Below are 18,754 nucleotides of genomic sequence, written 5' to 3'. Positions count from 1 at the left end.
ACATGACTGGCAATCTGGTAGCCGAACTTCAAGGGCATACAGGGGAAGTCAACAGCGCCAGTTTTAGCCCGGATGAAGAGCGCATCGTCACCACCTCTTATGACAAGACGGCGCGGGTGTGGGACATTAATGGCAACCTGGTAGCCGAACTCCAAGGGCATACAGGGGAAGTCAACAGCGCCAGTTTTAGCCCGGATGGAGAGCGCATCGTCACCGCCTCAAGGGACGGAACGGCACGGGTGTGGGACATTAATGGCAACCTGGTAGCCGAACTCCAAGGGCATACAAGTTCTGTCTACAGCGCCAGTTTTAGCCCGGATGGAGAGCGCATCGTCACCGCCTCAGATGACAAGACGGCGCGGGTGTGGGACATGACTAGCAACCTGGTAGCCGAACTCCAAGGGCATACAGATAGAGTCACCAGCGCCAGTTTTAGCTCGGATGGAGAGTGCATCGTCACCACCTTATCGGACAAGACGGCGCGGGTGTGGGATATGACTGGCAACCAGGTAGCCGAACTCAAAGGGCATACAAATTCTTTCAACAGCGCCAGTTTTAGCCCAAATGGAGAGCGCATCGTCACCACCTCTTATGACAAGACGGCACGGGTGTGGGACATGACTGGCAACCTGGTAGCCGAACTCAAAGGGCATACAAGGGAAGTCACCAGCGCCAGTTTTAGCCCAAATGGAGAGCGCATCGTCACCGCCTCAAGGGACGGAACGGCACGGGTGTGGGATATAACTGGCAACCTGGTAGCCCAACTCCAAGGGCATACAAGGGAAGTCTACAGCGCCAGTTTTAGCCCGAATGGAGAGCGCATCGTCACCACCTTATCGGACAAGACGGCGCGGGTGTGGGATATAACTGGCAACCTGGTAGCCCAACTCCAAGGGCATACAAGTATGGTCAATAGCGTCAGTTTTAGCCCGAATGGAGAGCGCATGATCACCACCTCATCAGACAAGACTGCGCGGGTGTGGGACATTAATGGCAACCTGGTAGCCGAACTCCAAGGGCATACAGATACAGTCTACAGCGCCAGTTTTAGCCCGAATGGAGAGCGCATCGTCACCGCCTCATGGGACAAGACGGCGCGGGTGTGGGATATAACTGGCAATCTGGTAGCCGAACTTCAAGGGCATACAGATAAGCTAATCAGCGCCAGTTTTAGCCCGGATGGAGAGCGCATCGTCACCGCCTCATCAGACAAGACTGCGCGGGTGTGGGACATTAATGGCAACCTGGTAGCCGAACTCCAAGGGCATACAGATACAGTCTACAGCGCCAGTTTTAGCCCGGATGGAGAGCGCATTGTCACCGCCTCATGGGACAAGACGGCGCGGGTGTGGTTGGTTGGAAGTTTAGATCAATTGCTTACACAGGGATGTCAATGGTTGAGGGATTACTTTATCAGTCATCCCAAACAATTAGAAACACTACAGGTGTGCCAAAACAATCAAATTTGAGCAGCAGCGAACGTAATCTTAATAAACAAAGGTGACACGCAAGCAAAATTCAGTAGATTGAAGAGATTGAAGACTTTTGCGATTATCAAAAAAATAATAGCTGGCTCTTTTTTTGGTTAGTTTTACCCGATTAGCTGTTTGCAGAGCAGCGATCGCACGCAATTTTAAATTAAATTAAACTTTCAGCTATTTAGCTTTATCCAGTTAGAATTATTGGTTAATTACAGATTAATTAACGCCAAGAATCGAAGAGCTAGTGCATTTTTTCAATTAATTGCAGAAATTCCCTAACCACTTCATGGGGTTTATCTTCACAGCTTTTAGCATCAAAGCGCTGAATTACTCTGATGCCATGATGCTGAAAAAAGCGTTCTCGCTCTTGTTCATCTACTCGTGTCAATGGAGTGTGGTAGGGGCCATCAACTTCCATAAGGCCCCATTTTCCGTGATGGCAAACTAAAAAGTCAGGTTCTAGATTACGTCTACCTGTTGGCGTATTGAGCCGAGCTAGGCAAAGGGGTAAAAAGAGAACACCAGCCTCATCAAGCGCCTTTGCAATTTCTATTTCGTTCTTAGAGCGAAACCTTAGCCCTTCCCAATGGTAAATTCGCCAAGTTGGGTTGAACGGAATACCTTGGTTATTAACAACTTTTCTAGGTATTTTTGCTCCATCCAAAATTGTGCCACACAAGTTAGCCTCATTAAGTTTTGCACCAGAAAGGTCTGCCCCTCTCAAATCAGCGCCTGCTAAGTTGGCGTTAGTCAAATTTGCATTCACAAAATCTGCTTCTCTCAAATCAGCGCCCTGAAAAAATGCTCCTCTCAAGTCTGCGGCTCTGAAACACGCCTCTGTGAGTAATGCCCCTTTAAAAGATGCTTCCGTCAACTTACATTGAAATAAAACAGCTTTCTGTAAATTCGCACCATCTAGACAGGCTTTGCTCATATTTCCACCATACCAGTCTACTCCGCTTAGGTCTTTTCCTTGAAGTTGCGCTCCAGGTAAGCATACTCTCCAAAATTCTCTTTCATCTATGTCTAGAAGTTTTGCTACAAGTTCACTAGGATTAGAAAGCATAAAAAACTTTAATCTTTAATTTCTCTGTTGTTTTAAGAGGATTCACACTAAATCCCTCTTTAACTAGGATTAAACAATAGCCATCCTAATTAAGAATGGCTAGTAAAAAAATATCAGAATTATATTGACATTTAGATTAAAATATGAGTCTACTTTCCTCACTTGACCTAGCTTTGGGAGTTAGTTGTTTGAGAGTCTTGCTGAGTTTGGCTTGAGGAACAAAGCTTGTTCAAGAGATTAGGAGGAATCTGTTCAAAATGCTCTAGCAAGAAATCCATTAAAGCAAGATTACGTAAGTCTAGTGTTAGCGGAGGTCGATAGTTGTGACCTCTTCTAAACCAGCGTTGCACCGTAGGAAGCGATCGCGAACAAATTAAGGCAAGTATTTCGTAGTTTACCTGCCACTTGGAGTAAAACTGCCGAGGAGTCATTCCTAGTTCACAGTGGGCGTAGAGTTGGATTAGTTGTTGCTCTCGCTCTGTTAAAGGACGAGCATTTTTCATAAAGCTTTTTCTGATGCTAAAGGCTCCAAGTCTTCTTCCCAAGCAGTGTCTGCAACTGTCCAGGCTACGCTGGGGCTATCTTTAGCCAACCAAATCAGGTAGCGCCACATCCAACAGCAGCGATGAGGTGCAAAGCTGTAAAATCTCCCGATCGCAATCCCCCAATCTGTGTCATCATCAGACGAAACCCACCGTAGTTTGTCGCCATACAAAAAGCGAGGTGTTTCGACATTTGGGAAATGGCTTGGTAGCTCAATCAACTGCGGTGGGATTTCTACATTAATTTGGCTCAACAGTGAATCTGATTTGCCTTCCTGAATGGCACTTAAATAACTGGCAATTAGATTATCTTGGAGGCTATGAGTTAGCCTTTGGATGAGTATGGCTACTAGGTTTTCTAGCTCTTGTTTCTCCACCAAGTATGCTGTATCAAAATCTGGAACGGAACAATTGCTTAACCGTGACAGTAGCTCTGTAATGCCAAAGTCATCTAAAGCCTGTTGATAAGTATCCAAGCGATCGCGTTGAGCGCTCACAGGTTTTACCATAGATAAAATCTCCTTGAATGGGGAAACCATAAGCCAGCGTCAGCCGTGGAAAGTTGGGCGCTGGCTTTTGGTGTTTTTTTTGGTTAGTCAAGTTCAGCAGTGAAGTCTAAATGTTGCAAATAGACTATGGAAATTAGGATAAACCAACTGGGTCAGTTGCCGCAACTGCGCCAACTGCCGTATTTGCTCTGAACAAACCAAATGCCACAATGAGGCTAATTCGTGTTGATAGGGCAGTTGTGACAGAAGAAGACAAAACAGTAAATTTCCGAGTTTTTCTGCCGGAGGCTGAGAGAACCAGATTCAAGATTGCCTGTGCCAAGCATCGAACCACGATGAGTCAGAAGGCACTTGAGTTAATTCGTGCATGGCTGGATGCGGAAGAAAACAAAAAATCCTGATCCGGCAAGGGTTAGGGAGATTAATGGGTTTTTAAGGGCGGCCACTTTATCCTTTAAGTGACAGTGAGCAGCAAAATTATGCTTTAAATCACGCAAGCCTGTTGATATCTATAAAAATAGAACTTGTTAATTGCCTAACAAAATACGTAAATTTACATACGGTTTGTAACTATTTACCAATTACCCTTATAAAAAGATTGAGGGTATATTTTTGCAGTGTATATAAATAAGCACTTGAACATAGCCAATTTAGCTGCGGGTTAATGCGGAAGTCATGCCCACATTGACCATTAATCAGCGCCTTGATGCACTGCTACCAAAGCTGCAAGATGCACGCCTGCTGAGTAACCGTGGCATTGGTAACGAAATTGGCTTTTATATTTTTGATTATGACGCTGAATATGAACCATTGGTACAGCGCTACGTCGATCGTTTGAAGCTGCAATTGACGAGTTCACCGATCCAGCTTATTTTGCTGGAAATCGACCTTTACAAGACTATTCTCGACATCTTGTCAGAACGAGGGGTACTCAAAAAAGCTTTTGAGTTGGAAGCAACTAAAGGAAATGCTGCCCTAGCTAAAACCATTGCACCTCTTGTCCGACCTGACCAGGTTATTGCCTACATCCAAAAAAAACTTAGGGGTGATGAACAGCTTGTAATCATGACTGGAGTTGGTGCTAGCTGGCCCCTTTTACGATCGCACAGTATTCTCAACAACCTACACCCAGTACTTGACAAAATCCCCCTAGTGATGTTTTTCCCTGGTTCTTACGATGGGCACGAACTACGCCTATTCGACACCTTTAAGGATGACAACTACTATCGGGCCTTCCCTCTAATTCCCCATCAACAACACCACCTATGAATATCGCCGAACTCTTCCAAAAGGACATTCACCGTAATATCAATGGCGTTATTAAAGTTGGGCAGAAGGACGACGAGAATATCCGTCAAGAATTGGAAGAGTATGTCGTTACCAACGAACTGGATAGGCACTTTCGGACATTTTTTGAACGCTACACCAATGCCTTAAGCAATCCTACGGATAAGATGGGTGTATGGATTTCTGGGTTTTTTGGCTCAGGGAAATCTCACTTTTTGAAGATTCTGTCGTACCTATTGGCTAATCATCAACTGGAAACTAGCCGTGCTTTGGATTACTTTGATGAAAAACGCATACCTGATCCGATGTTGCAAGCCTTGATAGCACAGGCAGCACATAGTTCTTGCGATGTGATTTTATTCAATATTGACTCCAAAGCTGATGCTAATAATAAAAACCATAAAGAAAGCATTACTAAAGTCTTTCAAAAGGTCTTTGACGAGCATTTGGGGTATTTTGGGACGGTTCTTCCCATTGCTGAGTTTGAACGTCAACTAGATCGCCAAGGTAAATATGCAGCTTTTCAACAAGCTTTCTTGGCAGAGAGTGGCTTGGAATGGAAGGAAAACCGAGATGCTTGGGGTTTTCATCAAGATGCGATCGCTAGTGCATTACAAATTAGCACGGGTATGAGTGCAGAAGCGGCTAACCGCTTACTGGATTTCAGCGAACAAAATTATACTTTGAGTCCAGAAAAATTTGCTGGCATGGTAAAGCAGTATCTGGATAGTAAAGGGCCGCAACATCGCCTAATTTTTATGGTGGATGAGGTAGGACAGTATATCGGTGAAGACAGCAAACTGATGCTGAACCTACAGACTGTTGTGGAAGATTTGGGTACTTACTGTTTGGGAAAAGCTTGGGTGGTGGTGACATCCCAAGAGGCAATGGATGAGATTACCAAAAACAAGATTAAAGGCGAGGACTTTTCTAAGATTATTGGTCGTTTTTATCGCCCACTAAATTTGTCTTCTGCTAATACCGATGAGGTAATTAAGTTACGCTTGCTGGGCAAAACTGATGCAGCACGGGCTGGGTTGGAAGCTTTGTATAGCCAGAAGATTGCTATTCTGAGAAACCAAATTGCTTTTACTCAGGACAGCGCCGATATGGCGGGATATGGCAATCCTCAAGATTTTTTTACCGCGTATCCCTTTATTCCCTATCAGTTTAATCTGTTACAAAAGGTTTTCACTCAAATTCGCCTCATGGGTTCTGCTGGTAAGCACTTGGCATCAGGAGAGCGATCGCTATTGGATGCTTTTCAGGTTGCATCCCAAGCGGTAGCCGGAGAACCTCTTGGTGTGCTGGTTCCGTTCCACACCTTTTACATGGCAGTAGAAGGCTTTTTGGATAGTTCGATCAACCAAGTTATTATTCAGGCGGGTCGGAATCCGCAACTATATTCTTTTGACATTGACCTATTGAAGACCCTATTCATGGTCAAGTACCTGAAAGAAATTCGGGCTAATTTAGATAACTTAACTACTCTTAGCCTAAGTAATATTGACCAGGATAAACTAGCTTTGCGGCAGCAGATAGAAGCAGCTTTGGGGCGGTTGGAACGTCAAACTCTTATCCAGCGTAATGGCGATGAATATATTTTCTTGACCCATGAGGAGCAGGATATTGGCAGAGAAATCAAAAATACTCCAGTTGATTCAGGAAAAGTCAAAGAAGAACTACGAAAGCTTATTTGGGAATCAATTTTTACTGATAAACTATTTCGTTACAGTCAGCGACACCAGTATAAATTTAACCGCAAGCTGGATGAACAACTCCATAGTCAACAAAGCGATATAACTCTGCACATTGTTACTCCTTGTGCTGAAACTTACACTGCTATCCAGGAGGATACTTTCTGCATTGGTACTACAGGGGGAGGTTATGAGGTCTTAGTGCGATTGCCTTATGAGCAACGTTTGGTAGATGACCTCGAAACCCTTGTTAAGACAGAAAAGTATATAAAATTGAAAAGTGGTAGCAACCTCAGCCCTAGCATCCAGAGAATTTTAAGAGATCAAAGCGACCAAAATAGTAAGCGGTGTGAGGATGTGAAAACCATCCTAGAAAATTTGATTACTCGTGCTGATGTATTTGCCTGTGGTAGCAAGTTAGAAATTCGCAGTCGAGACACTAAAAGCTTGCTGAATGAAGGTTTGAGCTATTTGGTAGGCAATGTGTATCAAAAGCTCGGTTACGTAGCTAGTGGTTTTGAAAACGAAGATCAGGTAAGCAATGCCCTAACTCGTGAGAGTCAAGAACAAGATATTAACGGACAGGCTGTTAATGTGGCTGCTCATAGTGAAATGCGAGCTTGGTTAATGGAAGAAACCCGCCTTCGCCGCCTTGTCAGCATTAAAGCATTGGTTGATAAGTTTGCAGGCCGCCCCTATGGTTGGTCGGAATTCGACACTTTGGGGGTAATGGCGGAACTTGCTAACAAGGGTGTAATAGAACTGCGACACGCTCAAGGCAACGTTAATCTGCATGATAAAGGATTAGTAATGCAGTTGCGATCGCGCAAAGAAATAGATAAATATACCGTCCGCCTTACCGATGAAATTAACCCAGCAAACTTGAAAATTGCTAAAGATATGGCCAGCGACTTACTCAATGGCAATATGTCTAGCGATCCACAGCTGCTATTTGAGCAATACAAAAATGCCCTAACAAAACGCTCTCAAGAACTAGAAGGTTGGTTAATCCAAGCAGAAAGTGGGCTTCCCTTTGCTCAATTACTGCGTACTAACTTAGATTTGCTGGGTGAATTGTTAAACAAGGACAGTGCGGCTAAGTTTTTCGACACATTTCGTCAGCGACGAGATGATATAGAAGAATTTATCGAAGATGTGCAAAAGCTACAATCCTTCTTCAGCACACAAATTAAGCTGTTCCAGCAAGCTTGTAATGACCTGAAAACCCTAGAACCAGAACTACGCCATATTAGTGACCCAGATTTGCTCAGGCGGGTGGATTTAGTCAAGCAAATTTTGGCGATGTCTGACCCCACTGCGAAGATTCCAGAATTAGCAATGTTACTTCTACCTGTCAAAGATAAGGTGCAGGAAGCGCTAAAAACTCAAATTTATCAGGTTGAGACTAAAAGCAAGGCAATGCGGGAGAAATTAGCTGAGTATGTGACTTCCGCTCACCAAGATATTTCTGCACAGCTTGACCTTAGCAATATCACTCAAGATATCGATAAAGTTGTCACCTCAGTTAACCAAGTAACAAGTATCGATTCTGCGATCGCACGTCAGAGTGAACTAGAAAACATCCTCCCACAATTGCTGCAAAAAGTAGATCAGCAAGCCAATGAAATCATTCAGCGTCAGTCAAACAATGGCAGTAACGGCAAAGCTACTTGTGTCAAACCCATCGTATCGGTACAGGTCGCGAGAGTTGCGCCTAAACCCCTACTGGAAACACTCCAAGATGTGGATGTTTATCTAGAGGCGTTGCGGAAAACGCTATTGGATGAGATTCAACAAAATCATCGCGTTCGCCTTGAGTAATATTACTTAGTTCTATCAGTTATTTCCCTACCTTTATTGCATCACCCTATTCCCTCATCAGCTTATGAACCGCACCGCTATCAAAAACTTTGCTATTTGGGCACGTCGTTACCTACGAGAACAAGTTAAAGCCCGTGCTGCCCAATTTGGCATAACTCACAAAAGCATTACAGAACCTCAGACAGTTGCAGGTGGACTGCTGGTAGCGGGTCAAACGCTAAATACCACGGAAGCAAACCAGTATCATCAACTGCGAAATCGCTTGCAAGACTTAACGCTAACTTCGAGCCAACCCCAGGCGGTAGATGCGCTAATAGATGAAATTGCCTACACCTGGTTTAACCGTTTGGCGGCATTGCGGTTTATGGAGGTGAATGGATATATCGGGCGGGTGTTGAGTAGTAGCGATCCAAATTTGGTAGACCCTGATTTGTTACGGGATGCTAGTTCTATTGCCGAAATGGGGGATTTACCTGGACTTGACTTGGATACTCTTAATGAGTGGCGCAGTTTTGCCAATCACGATCCTAATCCCGATGAGTTTCTTTACCGCCGTCTGCTGTTAGCTCAGTGTAAAGCTTTGGCAGAGGGAATTCCGGCACTGTTTGAACCTCGCCAGAATTACCAAGCGCTGTTTTTGCCTGGAAATTTGTTAAATCAGGATTCAATTGTACGGCGGCTGGTAAAGGAGATTCCAGAGGAGGACTGGCAGAATATTGAAGTAGTGGGTTGGCTGTATCAGTTCTACATTTCGGAACGCAAGGATGAGGTGATTGGGGCAAAGTCGAAGGTTGCAGCCGCAGATATTCCAGCAGCGACGCAATTGTTTACCCCCCACTGGATTGTTCGGTATATGGTGGAGAACAGTTTAGGGCGGTTGTGGTTAGAGTCTCACCCGGAATCACGCTTGCGTGAATATATGCCCTACTATTTGGAAGCAAGGCAGGGGGGAGGGGGAGAGGGGGAGCAGGGGGGAGAAATTTCCCCCTTGCCCCCTGCCCCGTTGCCCCCCTGCCTAAGTCCTTTAACGCCTCAAGAGTTGACCGTGATAGACCCGGCTTGTGGTAGTGGTCATATTTTGGTGTATGCGTTTGATTTGCTGTTTGAAATTTACAAGGAGCAAGGTTATTTAGAGCGCGATATTCCGGCGCTGATTTTGACGCACAATTTGTATGGTTTAGATATTGATGAACGTGCAGCGCAGTTAGCAAGTTTTGCGGTATTGATGAAGGCACGGGCAAAAAATTCTCGCATTTTACGGAAATCTCTGGCTTTGAATATTACGGCGGTGCGTCCTACCCATAGCCAGACTTTACCACCAGCTACAGAATTGAATGCTGAAGATTGGCAACCGTTGATTGAGGCTTTTAAGGATGCAGAGAATTTGGGAAGTTTAATTACTCCACCAGCTTTTGATAGTGAAAAGTTAAAATGGCAATTAAATAATTTAGAAGCGAGTGATTCGCTATTTCGGGAGTTTATTCCAGCTTTGCGGGGGTTGTTATTACAAGCGGAGTTGTTAAGAAATAAGTATTGGACTGTAGTGGCAAATCCGCCTTATATGGGAAATAAAGGTTTAAACTCTATTGTCAAAAATTTTATTGAATCTAATTTTTCAGACTATAAAACAGATTTATTTGCAGCGTTTATTATTCGCTGTAGTGAGTTGGCATTATCTGATGGACAATTAGGATTTATGTGTCCCTTTGTTTGGATGTTTATTTCCAGTTATGAAAAACTCAGACATGAATTGATACAAAAGCATACACTCAGTTCTTTAATACAATTAGAATACTCAGGATTTGATGGTGCAACTGTTCCTATTTGTACTTTTACATTATTGAATAAACATCATAATAATTATTTTGGGGAATATATACGTCTTTCCGATTTTAAAGGTGCTGAAAATCAATCAATTAAAACTTTGGAAGCTGTAAAAAAACCTAATTGTGGTTGGCGTTATCAAGCAAACACTGATAACTTTGCAAAGATTCCGGGGAGTCCGATCGCTTACTGGATTACTAATAAAGGGCTAAATATTTTCAAAACACCTCTTTTATTGGAAAACATTACTATTTCAGATGGACAAAATAAAACAGGACAAAATGATAGATTTTTACGCTTGTTTTGGGAAGTGGATAAACAATCATTAAAGGAGAGTAAAGATTATAAGTTTTATGCCAAAGGTGGTAATTTCAGAAGATGGTTCGGCAATATAGAATATGTAATTGATTGGTCATTGCCTGCTAGACAGCATTATAAAAAAGATAAGATTAGCAGACTCATATCTGAATACCTGTGGGAAAAACCAGGAATCACTTGGACTTTGATTACTTCATCTGTTCAAAGTTTTAGACTATTACCTAAAGGAGCAACTTTTGATGTAACGGGATCATCTATTTTTCTCATAGATGATAATGAACTTAATAAAGTTTTATGCTTTTTAAATTCTCAAGTTGCATCTATGCTTTTAAGAATAGCAAATCCTACATTAGCTTGCCAGGTAGTAAATGTTCGTAATCTACCATACACATCTCAAATTCATTTATTTAATGATTCGATAGCTTCCTCATTATTATTTATCTCAAAACAAGATTGGGATAACTTTGAAACCTCGTGGGACTTCCAAACCCACCCCCTATTACGCCACAACACCAAACACCTCTCCGAAGCCTTCACCATTTGGCAAAGCAAATCAGAAACCGCCTTCCGCGAACTCCAACAACTCGAAGAAGATAATAACCGCTACTGGATAGAAGCATACGGCTTACAAGACGAACTCACCCCAGAAGTACCAGACGACCAAATTACCATCCGCCGCGCCGACTTGAACAAAGATATCCGTTCCCTCATCTCCTACGCCGTCGGCTGTATCATGGGGCGCTACTCCCTCGACAAACCCGGACTCATCCACGCTGGACAACCTTTTGACCCCACCCTACACCAAACTTTAAGCGCCAGCAGTGATGCAATTATTCCCATCACAGACCAAGCATACTTTGATAACGATATCGTTACCCACTTCATAGAATTTCTGCGAATCGCCTACAGTCCCGAAACCCTTACCGAAAACCTCAACTTCATCGCCAACGCCCTCACCCTCAAAAACGGCGAAAGCGCCCAAGAACGCATCCGCCGCTACTTTCTGCAAGAATTCATTTCTGACCACATTCAAACTTATAAAAAACGCCCCATTTACTGGCTATTTACCAGTGGAAAAAAACGAGCTTTTGGAGCATTACTATATTTACACCGTTACAGCGAAGATGCTCTTGCTCGTATCCGCACCGATTATGTTTTGGAATTGCAAGTCAAACTAGATGGGGAAATTGCCAGGGCGCAACAACAGCTAGATAATACTACTTCTAGCGCCGCTAAAAAAGCTGCCACAAACCGCCTGAAAGAACTGCAAGCCCAACAGCTAGAACTGCGAGATTACCAAGCCAAGCTGCAAACCCAAGCCGATGCGCGAATTAATCTTGATCTTGACGATGGTGTAGCGTACAACTACACGCGCTTCAAAGGTTTAGTTTATGAAGGTGCAGATTTAAAAATTGCTGACTTAGAAAAAGCCTCGCAGTGGAAAAGGGAACTGTTGAAATAATTCGTAATTCGTAATTAACAATAAACCATAGTTATTTACCCTGCATCTTTAGGCTGTAGCAAATTCTGTGAAACCTCTTTTACTAGGATGATGGAAGCCTAAAACAATATCGGTTTGGGGTATTCCGGCTGATAACAAATCATCAACAACGCATAAATTAGTTGCATCTTCTTCCACCCAAATTTTGCCGTTCTTAATGCAGAGATACATGATAATATGCTGTATCTGCTTTTTGCCATCCCAGCCAAATCGAAACCAAAGATATTGATCTCTTTCTTCATCAAAAGCCAAGCGATCGCTTGCTTCCACTTCTCCAGAGTTTGCAATTTCAGCATTAGTCATTTCATAATATTCAATAAGTATCTTCTTAATAGCATTGCGGTATTTTTCTATCTTATCCATTGCTGAATCTCCTCTTTATCTGTATTGACGACTATTAATAGAAGTTGATTTTGATTAATGACTGCTTGTACAGATTTTCGTTGAAAAAACTTATAATAAACAACATCATCAATAGCTAAATAAAGTGTATATTCTGGCTCAGTAAGTTGAATAAGGTTTCGATAGACAATATATTGTCCTAACGCACTGTGAAAATCATACATTAATGATTTGCCCAGAAAACTCTTGATTTCTACAACAATTTTCTGTCCCTGGCGTTCTGCGGCAATTGGTTTTTCTGCTGCTAAGTCAGCGTATAGTTCAGCATCCTCATATTTGATAAAGTAAGGATCAGCCGTAATAGTCCACCCATCTTTGATCAATGCGTTCTTGACTTCATTATGATATATGTCTTTGGCTGGCATGGTGGAACTATTCGAGTAATAGTTTAATTATAAAGTGTGTGCCATATTGGGTGGAAATTGGATTCTAAAATACACTTTCTCATCACTCACCCTGCCTAGCATGAATACCACTCGTATCCAAAACACCCTAGAAACCCTCTTCCAAGATTCAGCCCGTTGGTTGCACCCAGGACGAAGGGTGGTGTTTTGGTACGACCCCGAACAACAATTTACTAGCAGCTTCAATGAACTCCAACTCGAAGGCGTAGAAAAACTCCAACTCGCTGATACTGCCTTTACTGTCAAATATCACCTGCTGGTCGAGCAACCCAATCAAACTTTTCTACTGTACGCCCCCTTTGCCGAACCTGCGCCCCAAGAAAACTGGCTTCTAGACATCCAAAAAAGCGGTTTAACCTTCTCTGCTGACCCCGCCGCCCTCATCTATGCAGATTTAGGATTGCGATCGCGCGGTCTGGAAATTGTCATCCGGGAACATGAGAAATTCTTTAAAAGCCGCAAACGGACAGAAGCCCTGCAAGCAATGGGTATTTCCCCCGACAGCGATGAACGGGGATTACTCCTGGCTATGCTTTCCGTCCTCGCAGGCTTAAAAGTACCCGATGCAGGGACACTGATTCGGCGGGTGCTGCTGGGGGGGTTATTAGAGTCGGATAACGCCCTCTGGTCTGATATTGAGCGTTTTATCTCCCCTGAAGCTTTCTGGGAAGTAGTCCAGGAACACACGGATTTTCCTAAGCAAAACCCCAGTTTAAACAAGTTATTCGTGCAGTTGTTAATCACCCATTTTGCTAAATCTCTGCACGATACCATCCCGCCCCAGCTAGCAAACCAAGTCATCACTCCTGGACAACGAGCTTATGCTTTTATCGACCAGTGGATGCGTGACCAGCAGGATTCTCTAGGCTGGAAGATCCTCAGCAGTGAGGTAGCAGAACAATTACATATATTTGATGCTATAGAGAATTTAGAGCCGGAAGTTTTATTTGAAGCAGCCAGTTTCGAGGTAGTGGATAAGGTATTAATCCGCACCTGCGTTAAAACCCTGCAAATGCAAATGGGGCAACAAATAACGGAATTGACACCCTGGCGAACTTGGTTACAGGCACGTCATACCCTGATTTGGTTCCCCCAGTATGAGAAGATTTATCAAGCATTAGAAGCTGCGATCGCTCTGTTGGAATTTAAGCAACAGTATCCAGAAGGATTCCGCCAACCAGCCCCACTTCTCTTCAAAGCCTACGCCAGCGATTTACACTCCTTTGACAAAGCTTACCGCCACTTTATCGTCAAAAGCGATGATGCCCAAGGGGATATCCTCAAGGGTTTAGTTGACGATGTGGAAAATCTATACACCCAATGGTTCCTAGATAGTCTAGGAGAAGCTTGGTCTGATGCCCTTGGCAACAACAACTGGGAATTGGAGGGCGTAGCATCTCAAACTAGATTTTTTGGTAGGCACGTATTCCCAATTTTAGAACGGAGCGATCGCGAAAAAGTATTTGTGATTATCTCCGATGCTTTGCGCTATGAAGTCGCCAGCGAACTCGAAAAGGTAATTAAAAAAGAAGTTCGCGGTGAAACCAGCTTAGAGGCACAATTGGGAGTTTTACCCAGCGTGACACGGTTGGGTATGGCAGCACTTCTTCCAGGGTCAAAACTAGAACTGATACCAGGTGATGATGATGTCCGACTGGATGAGCTTAGTACTAAAGGAGCGTTAGCAAGGCAAAAGGTACTAAACCAAAATAGTCGAGTGGAAGCTACAGTACTTAGCGCCAAAGACCTGCTAGAGATGAATACTGACGAAGGACGGGCTGCTGTGCAACCTTATCGCCTAATTTACATTTATCACAACGTCATTGATGCGATCGGCGATCAGGCATCCAGCGAACGTCAAGTACTATCAGCTTGCGGAACAGCAATTAGCGAACTGCTACGACTGGTAAAGAAAATTTGTAATTCTATCAATGGTACAAACGTTATCATCACCGCAGACCACGGTTTTTTATACCAACGTCGCCCCATTCAAGAAGCAGACAAGCGACCTCTACCAAGTGGTGAAGTAGTACTGGAAGGCAAACGCCGCTACCTGCTAGCACGAGAACAGTTGAATGACTCAACCTTACTGCACTTTAGCCTGCCCTATACAGAAAATGGCACAGTTGCGATCGTACCCCGTGGTAGTTTACGCTTTGCCGTCCAAGGTGCAGGAGCGCAGTTTGTCCACGGCGGGGCATCTCTCCAAGAAATCTGCGTACCAGTTATCACCTATCATCACCAACGGGCGGTTAAAGGAGACGAAGGCCCAGCCCGGAAAGTAGGGGTACAGGTAAGTGCCAGAGTTCGGCGGGTAACGAATAATCGTTTTACATTGACATTAGTACAAAGTGATGCAGTTGAGGGGAGATGGCGATCGCGTCAAATTACAGTTGCGTTCTACGATCCCCAAACCAATACACCGATAACAGATGTGCGAGGAGCAAACTTGAGCAGCACTAGCCCCCACCCTAGCGATCGGGAAAATAACTTAAGGTTGACCGTAACTACTGCTAATCCCCCTAGTAACGTCTATTTAATAGTTAAGGATGCAGACGATGAGAGTGAATTGCTCCGGGAAACCTGGGCAGTTAGTTTAGGAATTGCTAACGACTTTGGAGATTTCTAAGCCAATATAGTCACAAGATTTTAGATGTTGGATTATTAACCAACTGACTTCAATCATCTCAGAATAATCACCAGCAGTTCATAACCCTTGTATGCATGACTTGAATCAAAAACTAAACAGCATTTACCCTGGAAAGGTAGTACGTAAAGACCTGACTAAACGTATTAAAGAAGGTGCTAACGTACCAGTGTATGTACTGGAATACCTCCTTGGTATGTACTGCGCGACCGACGACGAAACCACCATTGAAGAAGGCGTTACCCGTGTAAAAAACATCCTGGCACAAAATTACGTCCGTCCTGATGAAGCAGAACAGATCAAATCTAAAATTCGGGAATTGGGACGATTTACCATCATTGACCGGGTAACGGTAACACTCAACGACAGAGATGACATCTACCAGGGAACCTTAATGAACCTGGGTGTCAAAGGCGTAGTCATTGATCCAGAAATTGTCAAACCTAACCAAAAGCTTCTGGGTGGTGGTATCTGGTGTATTCTACAACTTGAATACGAAGCCGGAACCAAACCCAGCCCCTTCATTGTCGGAAGTCTCAAACCTATCCAAATGCCTAGTGTGGATATGGATGAATTGTTTGCGGGTCGCCCAGCTTTTACCCGCAGTGAATGGATTGACCTGCTGATTCGGTCAACAGGACTGGAACCCACTACCGTCAGCGAAGATGTAAAATGGCATCTACTTGCCCGTTTGGTAGCTCTTTGTGAAAATAACTACAACTGCTGCGAACTTGGCCCCCGTTCTACAGGTAAATCACACGTCTATAAAGAAGTTTCTCCTAACTCAATCTTGGTTTCCGGTGGAAAAACTACAGTAGCGAATCTTTTCTACAATATGTCCAATCGTCGCGTAGGACTAGTAGGTTTATTTGACGTGGTTGCCTTTGATGAAGTAGCAGGCATGAGCTTCCATGATAACGACGGTGTACAAATCATGAAAGACTACATGGCATCAGGTTCTTTTGCACGCGGTAAGGCGGAGATTACCGCTAATGCTTCTATGGTCTTTGTCGGCAACATTAATCAAAGCGTGGAATCCTTAGTGAAGACCTCACACCTGCTGGCACCCTTCCCCGAAGCCATGATTGACACCGCCTTCTTCGACCGTTTTCACGCTTATATTCCTGGCTGGGAAATCCCCAAATTCAGCCCAGAGAATTTCACCAACCAGTACGGGTTCATTGTCGATTACTTAGCAGAATGGCTGCGAGAAATGCGTAAACGCAGTTTTGCCGATGCCATAGACCTCCACTTCAGACTAGGTAATAACCTTAAGCAACGAGATGTTCAAGCAGTTCGCAAAACTGTATCAGGGCTGCTGAAACTGCTTTTCCCAGATGGCTCATTTAGTAAGGAAGATGTGCGTGAAGCCCTAGTGTATGGGCTGCGGGTGCGACGGCGGGTGAAAGAACAGTTAAAGAAAATTGGTGGAATGGAATTTTACGATGTGCATTTCAGTTACATCGACTTGGAAACTCTAGATGAACATTTTGTTTCAGTACCGGAACAGGGTGGTTCGAGCTTGATTAGTCAGGAAATGCTGACTCCCGGTCACTTGCACTTTGTCAGTACTGGGGATAGCGGCATAATCGGAGCATTCAAACTTGAACTGCAAGCAGTACCTGGTGGTGGCAAGTTAGTACGCACTGGTGTAGCAACGGCTGGCAAGATGAAGGATAGTTTAAACATTGCGATGAATTACTTCAAAGCTAACGCTCAAAGAGTTAGCAGTAGCATTCACCCAAGTAATTTGGATTTTTTGCTCCAGTTACTAGACTTGCAAGGGTCTGGCGCACCGCAAGAGAGTGGATTAGCATTGTTCGTTTCGTTATGTTCTGCTTCTCTAAAACGAAGTGTTCAAACGCAATTTGCAATATTTGGGGAAATGACTATTGGTGGGACGATTACACCAGTCAGTAACCTAGCGGGTAGTCTGCAAGTAGCCTTTGATGCTGGCGCTAAACGTATCCTCTTACCAATGGCAAGCGCCGTGGACTTAGCCAGTGTTCCGCCAGAATTGTTTGCTAAATTTCAAACATCATTTTACGCTGACCCCGTAGACGCAGTATTTAAAGCGTTAGCAGTCGATTAAAAATCAAGCATAAGAGTCAGGTAATTAGCTAGCCCATCAGCGAGTAATTGTTGACGCAAAGCTGATGGCACTGGAACAGAACGAATTTGATAATTTCCTCTTGGGGACGTGGGCTGCAATAGACCCGCATTTACTAACACCAATAAGGTGTTGCTAGCAGCCTTTTTATAGGTGGAGTCTGACCATGCAGCCACAGTTGAATTTTGATCTCGTTTTCCTTCAAAGAAGGTTCGCAAATCAGCAGTGGTTACGACATAATCAAAACCTTTAATTTTGTCCAGCAGGACTTCAGCGATGAGTTCGCGCAGAAGGCGGTGTTCTCGCAGAATCAGGAACAATATAGTGAATCGACGGGTATCAGGGTTGCCAGTGGCAATTAATTGAATATATTCCTCTGGCACTTGCTGAAGGCGTTTGAGAATAGTTTGCAGCGCCCGCTCACGGGAAACTTGAGAGCGCAGTTGAAATAAATCCTCTACCAATACTCGTTGCCGAATATCTTCCTGGGTCGCACCTTGGTACATCAGTTCAGCAACTCGAAGGGTTTCAGTCAGAACAAAAGCGTGGTTAGTACGAGCAGCATAAGCCGTTTCAGTCATAGTAGTAACAGCAACAAAGACAGGCAGAAACCTTTCTCAAATCCAGACGATAAGCTATCGTACAGCAATAATCTAGGTGAGGAAGGTTTTTGGCATCCTACTATGTAAGTCTCCCTTGATACATTCGTCAAGGATGTAATTGTAATGCTCTTACCTAGACCCTCAAGAAGTACGTCAAGCTTGAAGTTCGCTGATTTTCAGAATGGGAATATTACCACTCGCCGCTAGAGTGGCGATCGCAGTTGTCAATACTCCCGTCATCAAGTCGTCAAATTCTTCCTGACAGATGGTTTTGCTGAATTTATGGGCTAAGAAACTGGGGCAGCAAGTAGAAGCCCTACAAGCGGAAAATCAGCAGCTTAGAGAACAGCAAGCTAAGGGCTAGAGGTGAAATGAGTAACCGATGCTTTTCCAAGTTCTTACCACTGTCAGATCCCTACAGCACTTCCGTCTGTTATAAGGTACACTAGATTAAAATATAAATACCTTTAAATGAAGTCTTACTCTGTCGAGCTTCGAGAAAAAATAGTTGCGGCACATCTTCAAAAAAACATTTCGATCAGG

Annotated in this window: 13 protein-coding genes; 7 read left to right on the top strand and 6 right to left on the bottom strand. The window is 43.9% G+C overall.

What is annotated here, in order from left to right; all coding sequences use genetic code 11:
- Positions 1-1,469, top strand: a 1,469-nt coding sequence (locus IQ274_RS34195) for a WD40 repeat domain-containing protein (protein ID WP_265578597.1), incomplete at its 5' end; no start/stop codon positions are given.
- 253 nt (positions 1,470-1,722) lie between these two features.
- Here the strand turns inward: IQ274_RS34195 and IQ274_RS34190 are convergent.
- From IQ274_RS34190 to IQ274_RS34180, 3 genes are all read right to left on the bottom strand, one after another.
- A complete protein-coding gene (locus IQ274_RS34190; protein ID WP_194144973.1) occupies positions 1,723-2,547 on the bottom strand; it encodes a pentapeptide repeat-containing protein in 825 nt (274 codons plus the stop codon).
- A gap of 167 nt (positions 2,548-2,714) precedes the next feature.
- On the bottom strand, positions 2,715-3,050 hold the full coding sequence (locus IQ274_RS34185; protein ID WP_194144972.1) for a helix-turn-helix domain-containing protein: 336 nt from the start codon (positions 3,048-3,050) through the stop codon (positions 2,715-2,717).
- Positions 3,047-3,598 carry a hypothetical protein gene (locus IQ274_RS34180; RefSeq protein WP_194144971.1) on the bottom strand — a complete coding sequence of 184 codons (552 nt, stop codon included), beginning with the start codon at positions 3,596-3,598 and terminating at the stop codon, positions 3,047-3,049. Before IQ274_RS34180 ends, IQ274_RS34185 begins: the two co-directional genes overlap by 4 nt.
- A 209-nt stretch (positions 3,599-3,807) precedes the next feature.
- Between IQ274_RS34180 and IQ274_RS34175 the strand changes: the two genes are divergently transcribed.
- From IQ274_RS34175 to pglX, 4 genes are all read left to right on the top strand, one after another.
- Positions 3,808-3,999, top strand: a complete 192-nt coding sequence (locus IQ274_RS34175; protein WP_228058577.1) for a plasmid partition protein ParG — start codon at positions 3,808-3,810, stop codon at positions 3,997-3,999.
- A gap of 274 nt (positions 4,000-4,273) precedes the next feature.
- A complete protein-coding gene (locus IQ274_RS34170; RefSeq protein WP_194144970.1) occupies positions 4,274-4,867 on the top strand; it encodes a DUF1788 domain-containing protein in 594 nt (197 codons plus the stop codon).
- A complete protein-coding gene (gene brxC / locus IQ274_RS34165) occupies positions 4,864-8,403 on the top strand; it encodes a BREX system P-loop protein BrxC (protein ID WP_194144969.1) in 3,540 nt (1,179 codons plus the stop codon). The genes IQ274_RS34170 and brxC overlap by 4 nt, the downstream gene beginning before the upstream one ends.
- Before the next feature lie 64 nt (positions 8,404-8,467).
- The gene (gene pglX / locus IQ274_RS34160) at positions 8,468-12,007 is read left to right on the top strand and encodes a BREX-1 system adenine-specific DNA-methyltransferase PglX (RefSeq protein WP_194144968.1); all 3,540 of its coding nucleotides are present in this window, start codon (positions 8,468-8,470) and stop codon (positions 12,005-12,007) included.
- Positions 12,008-12,055: 48 nt separating this feature from the next.
- On the opposite strand, the gene IQ274_RS34155 is transcribed toward pglX, so the two are convergent.
- Together IQ274_RS34155 and IQ274_RS34150 are read right to left on the bottom strand one after the other, a co-directional pair.
- Positions 12,056-12,409 (bottom strand): XisI protein, encoded by a 354-nt coding sequence (locus IQ274_RS34155; RefSeq protein WP_194144967.1) that lies wholly within the window; start codon positions 12,407-12,409, stop codon positions 12,056-12,058.
- Positions 12,397-12,813, bottom strand: a complete 417-nt coding sequence (locus IQ274_RS34150; RefSeq protein WP_194144966.1) for a XisH family protein — start codon at positions 12,811-12,813, stop codon at positions 12,397-12,399. The genes IQ274_RS34155 and IQ274_RS34150 overlap by 13 nt, the downstream gene beginning before the upstream one ends.
- A gap of 100 nt (positions 12,814-12,913) precedes the next feature.
- Between IQ274_RS34150 and pglZ the strand changes: the two genes are divergently transcribed.
- Together pglZ and brxL are read left to right on the top strand one after the other, a co-directional pair.
- Complete coding sequence (pglZ, locus tag IQ274_RS34145; RefSeq protein WP_194144965.1) at positions 12,914-15,481, top strand: BREX-1 system phosphatase PglZ type A; 2,568 nt, start codon at positions 12,914-12,916, stop codon at positions 15,479-15,481.
- Positions 15,482-15,572: 91 nt separating this feature from the next.
- Positions 15,573-17,591, top strand: a complete 2,019-nt coding sequence (brxL, locus tag IQ274_RS34140) for a protease Lon-related BREX system protein BrxL (RefSeq protein WP_194144964.1) — start codon at positions 15,573-15,575, stop codon at positions 17,589-17,591.
- Here brxL and IQ274_RS34135 read toward each other — a convergent pair.
- Positions 17,588-18,190, bottom strand: coding sequence for a DUF1819 family protein (locus IQ274_RS34135; protein WP_194144963.1), 603 nt, complete (start codon positions 18,188-18,190; stop codon positions 17,588-17,590). The genes brxL and IQ274_RS34135 overlap by 4 nt on opposite strands.
- Positions 18,191-18,754: the final 564 nt, after the last annotated feature.

The organism is Nostoc sp. LEGE 12447, from assembly GCF_015206985.1.
In the GTDB taxonomy this organism is placed as follows: Bacteria; Cyanobacteriota; Cyanobacteriia; order Cyanobacteriales; family Nostocaceae; genus Nostoc.
The sequence above is the reverse complement of the archived record's forward strand: the minus strand, read 5'-3'. Positions and strand labels throughout refer to the sequence as shown.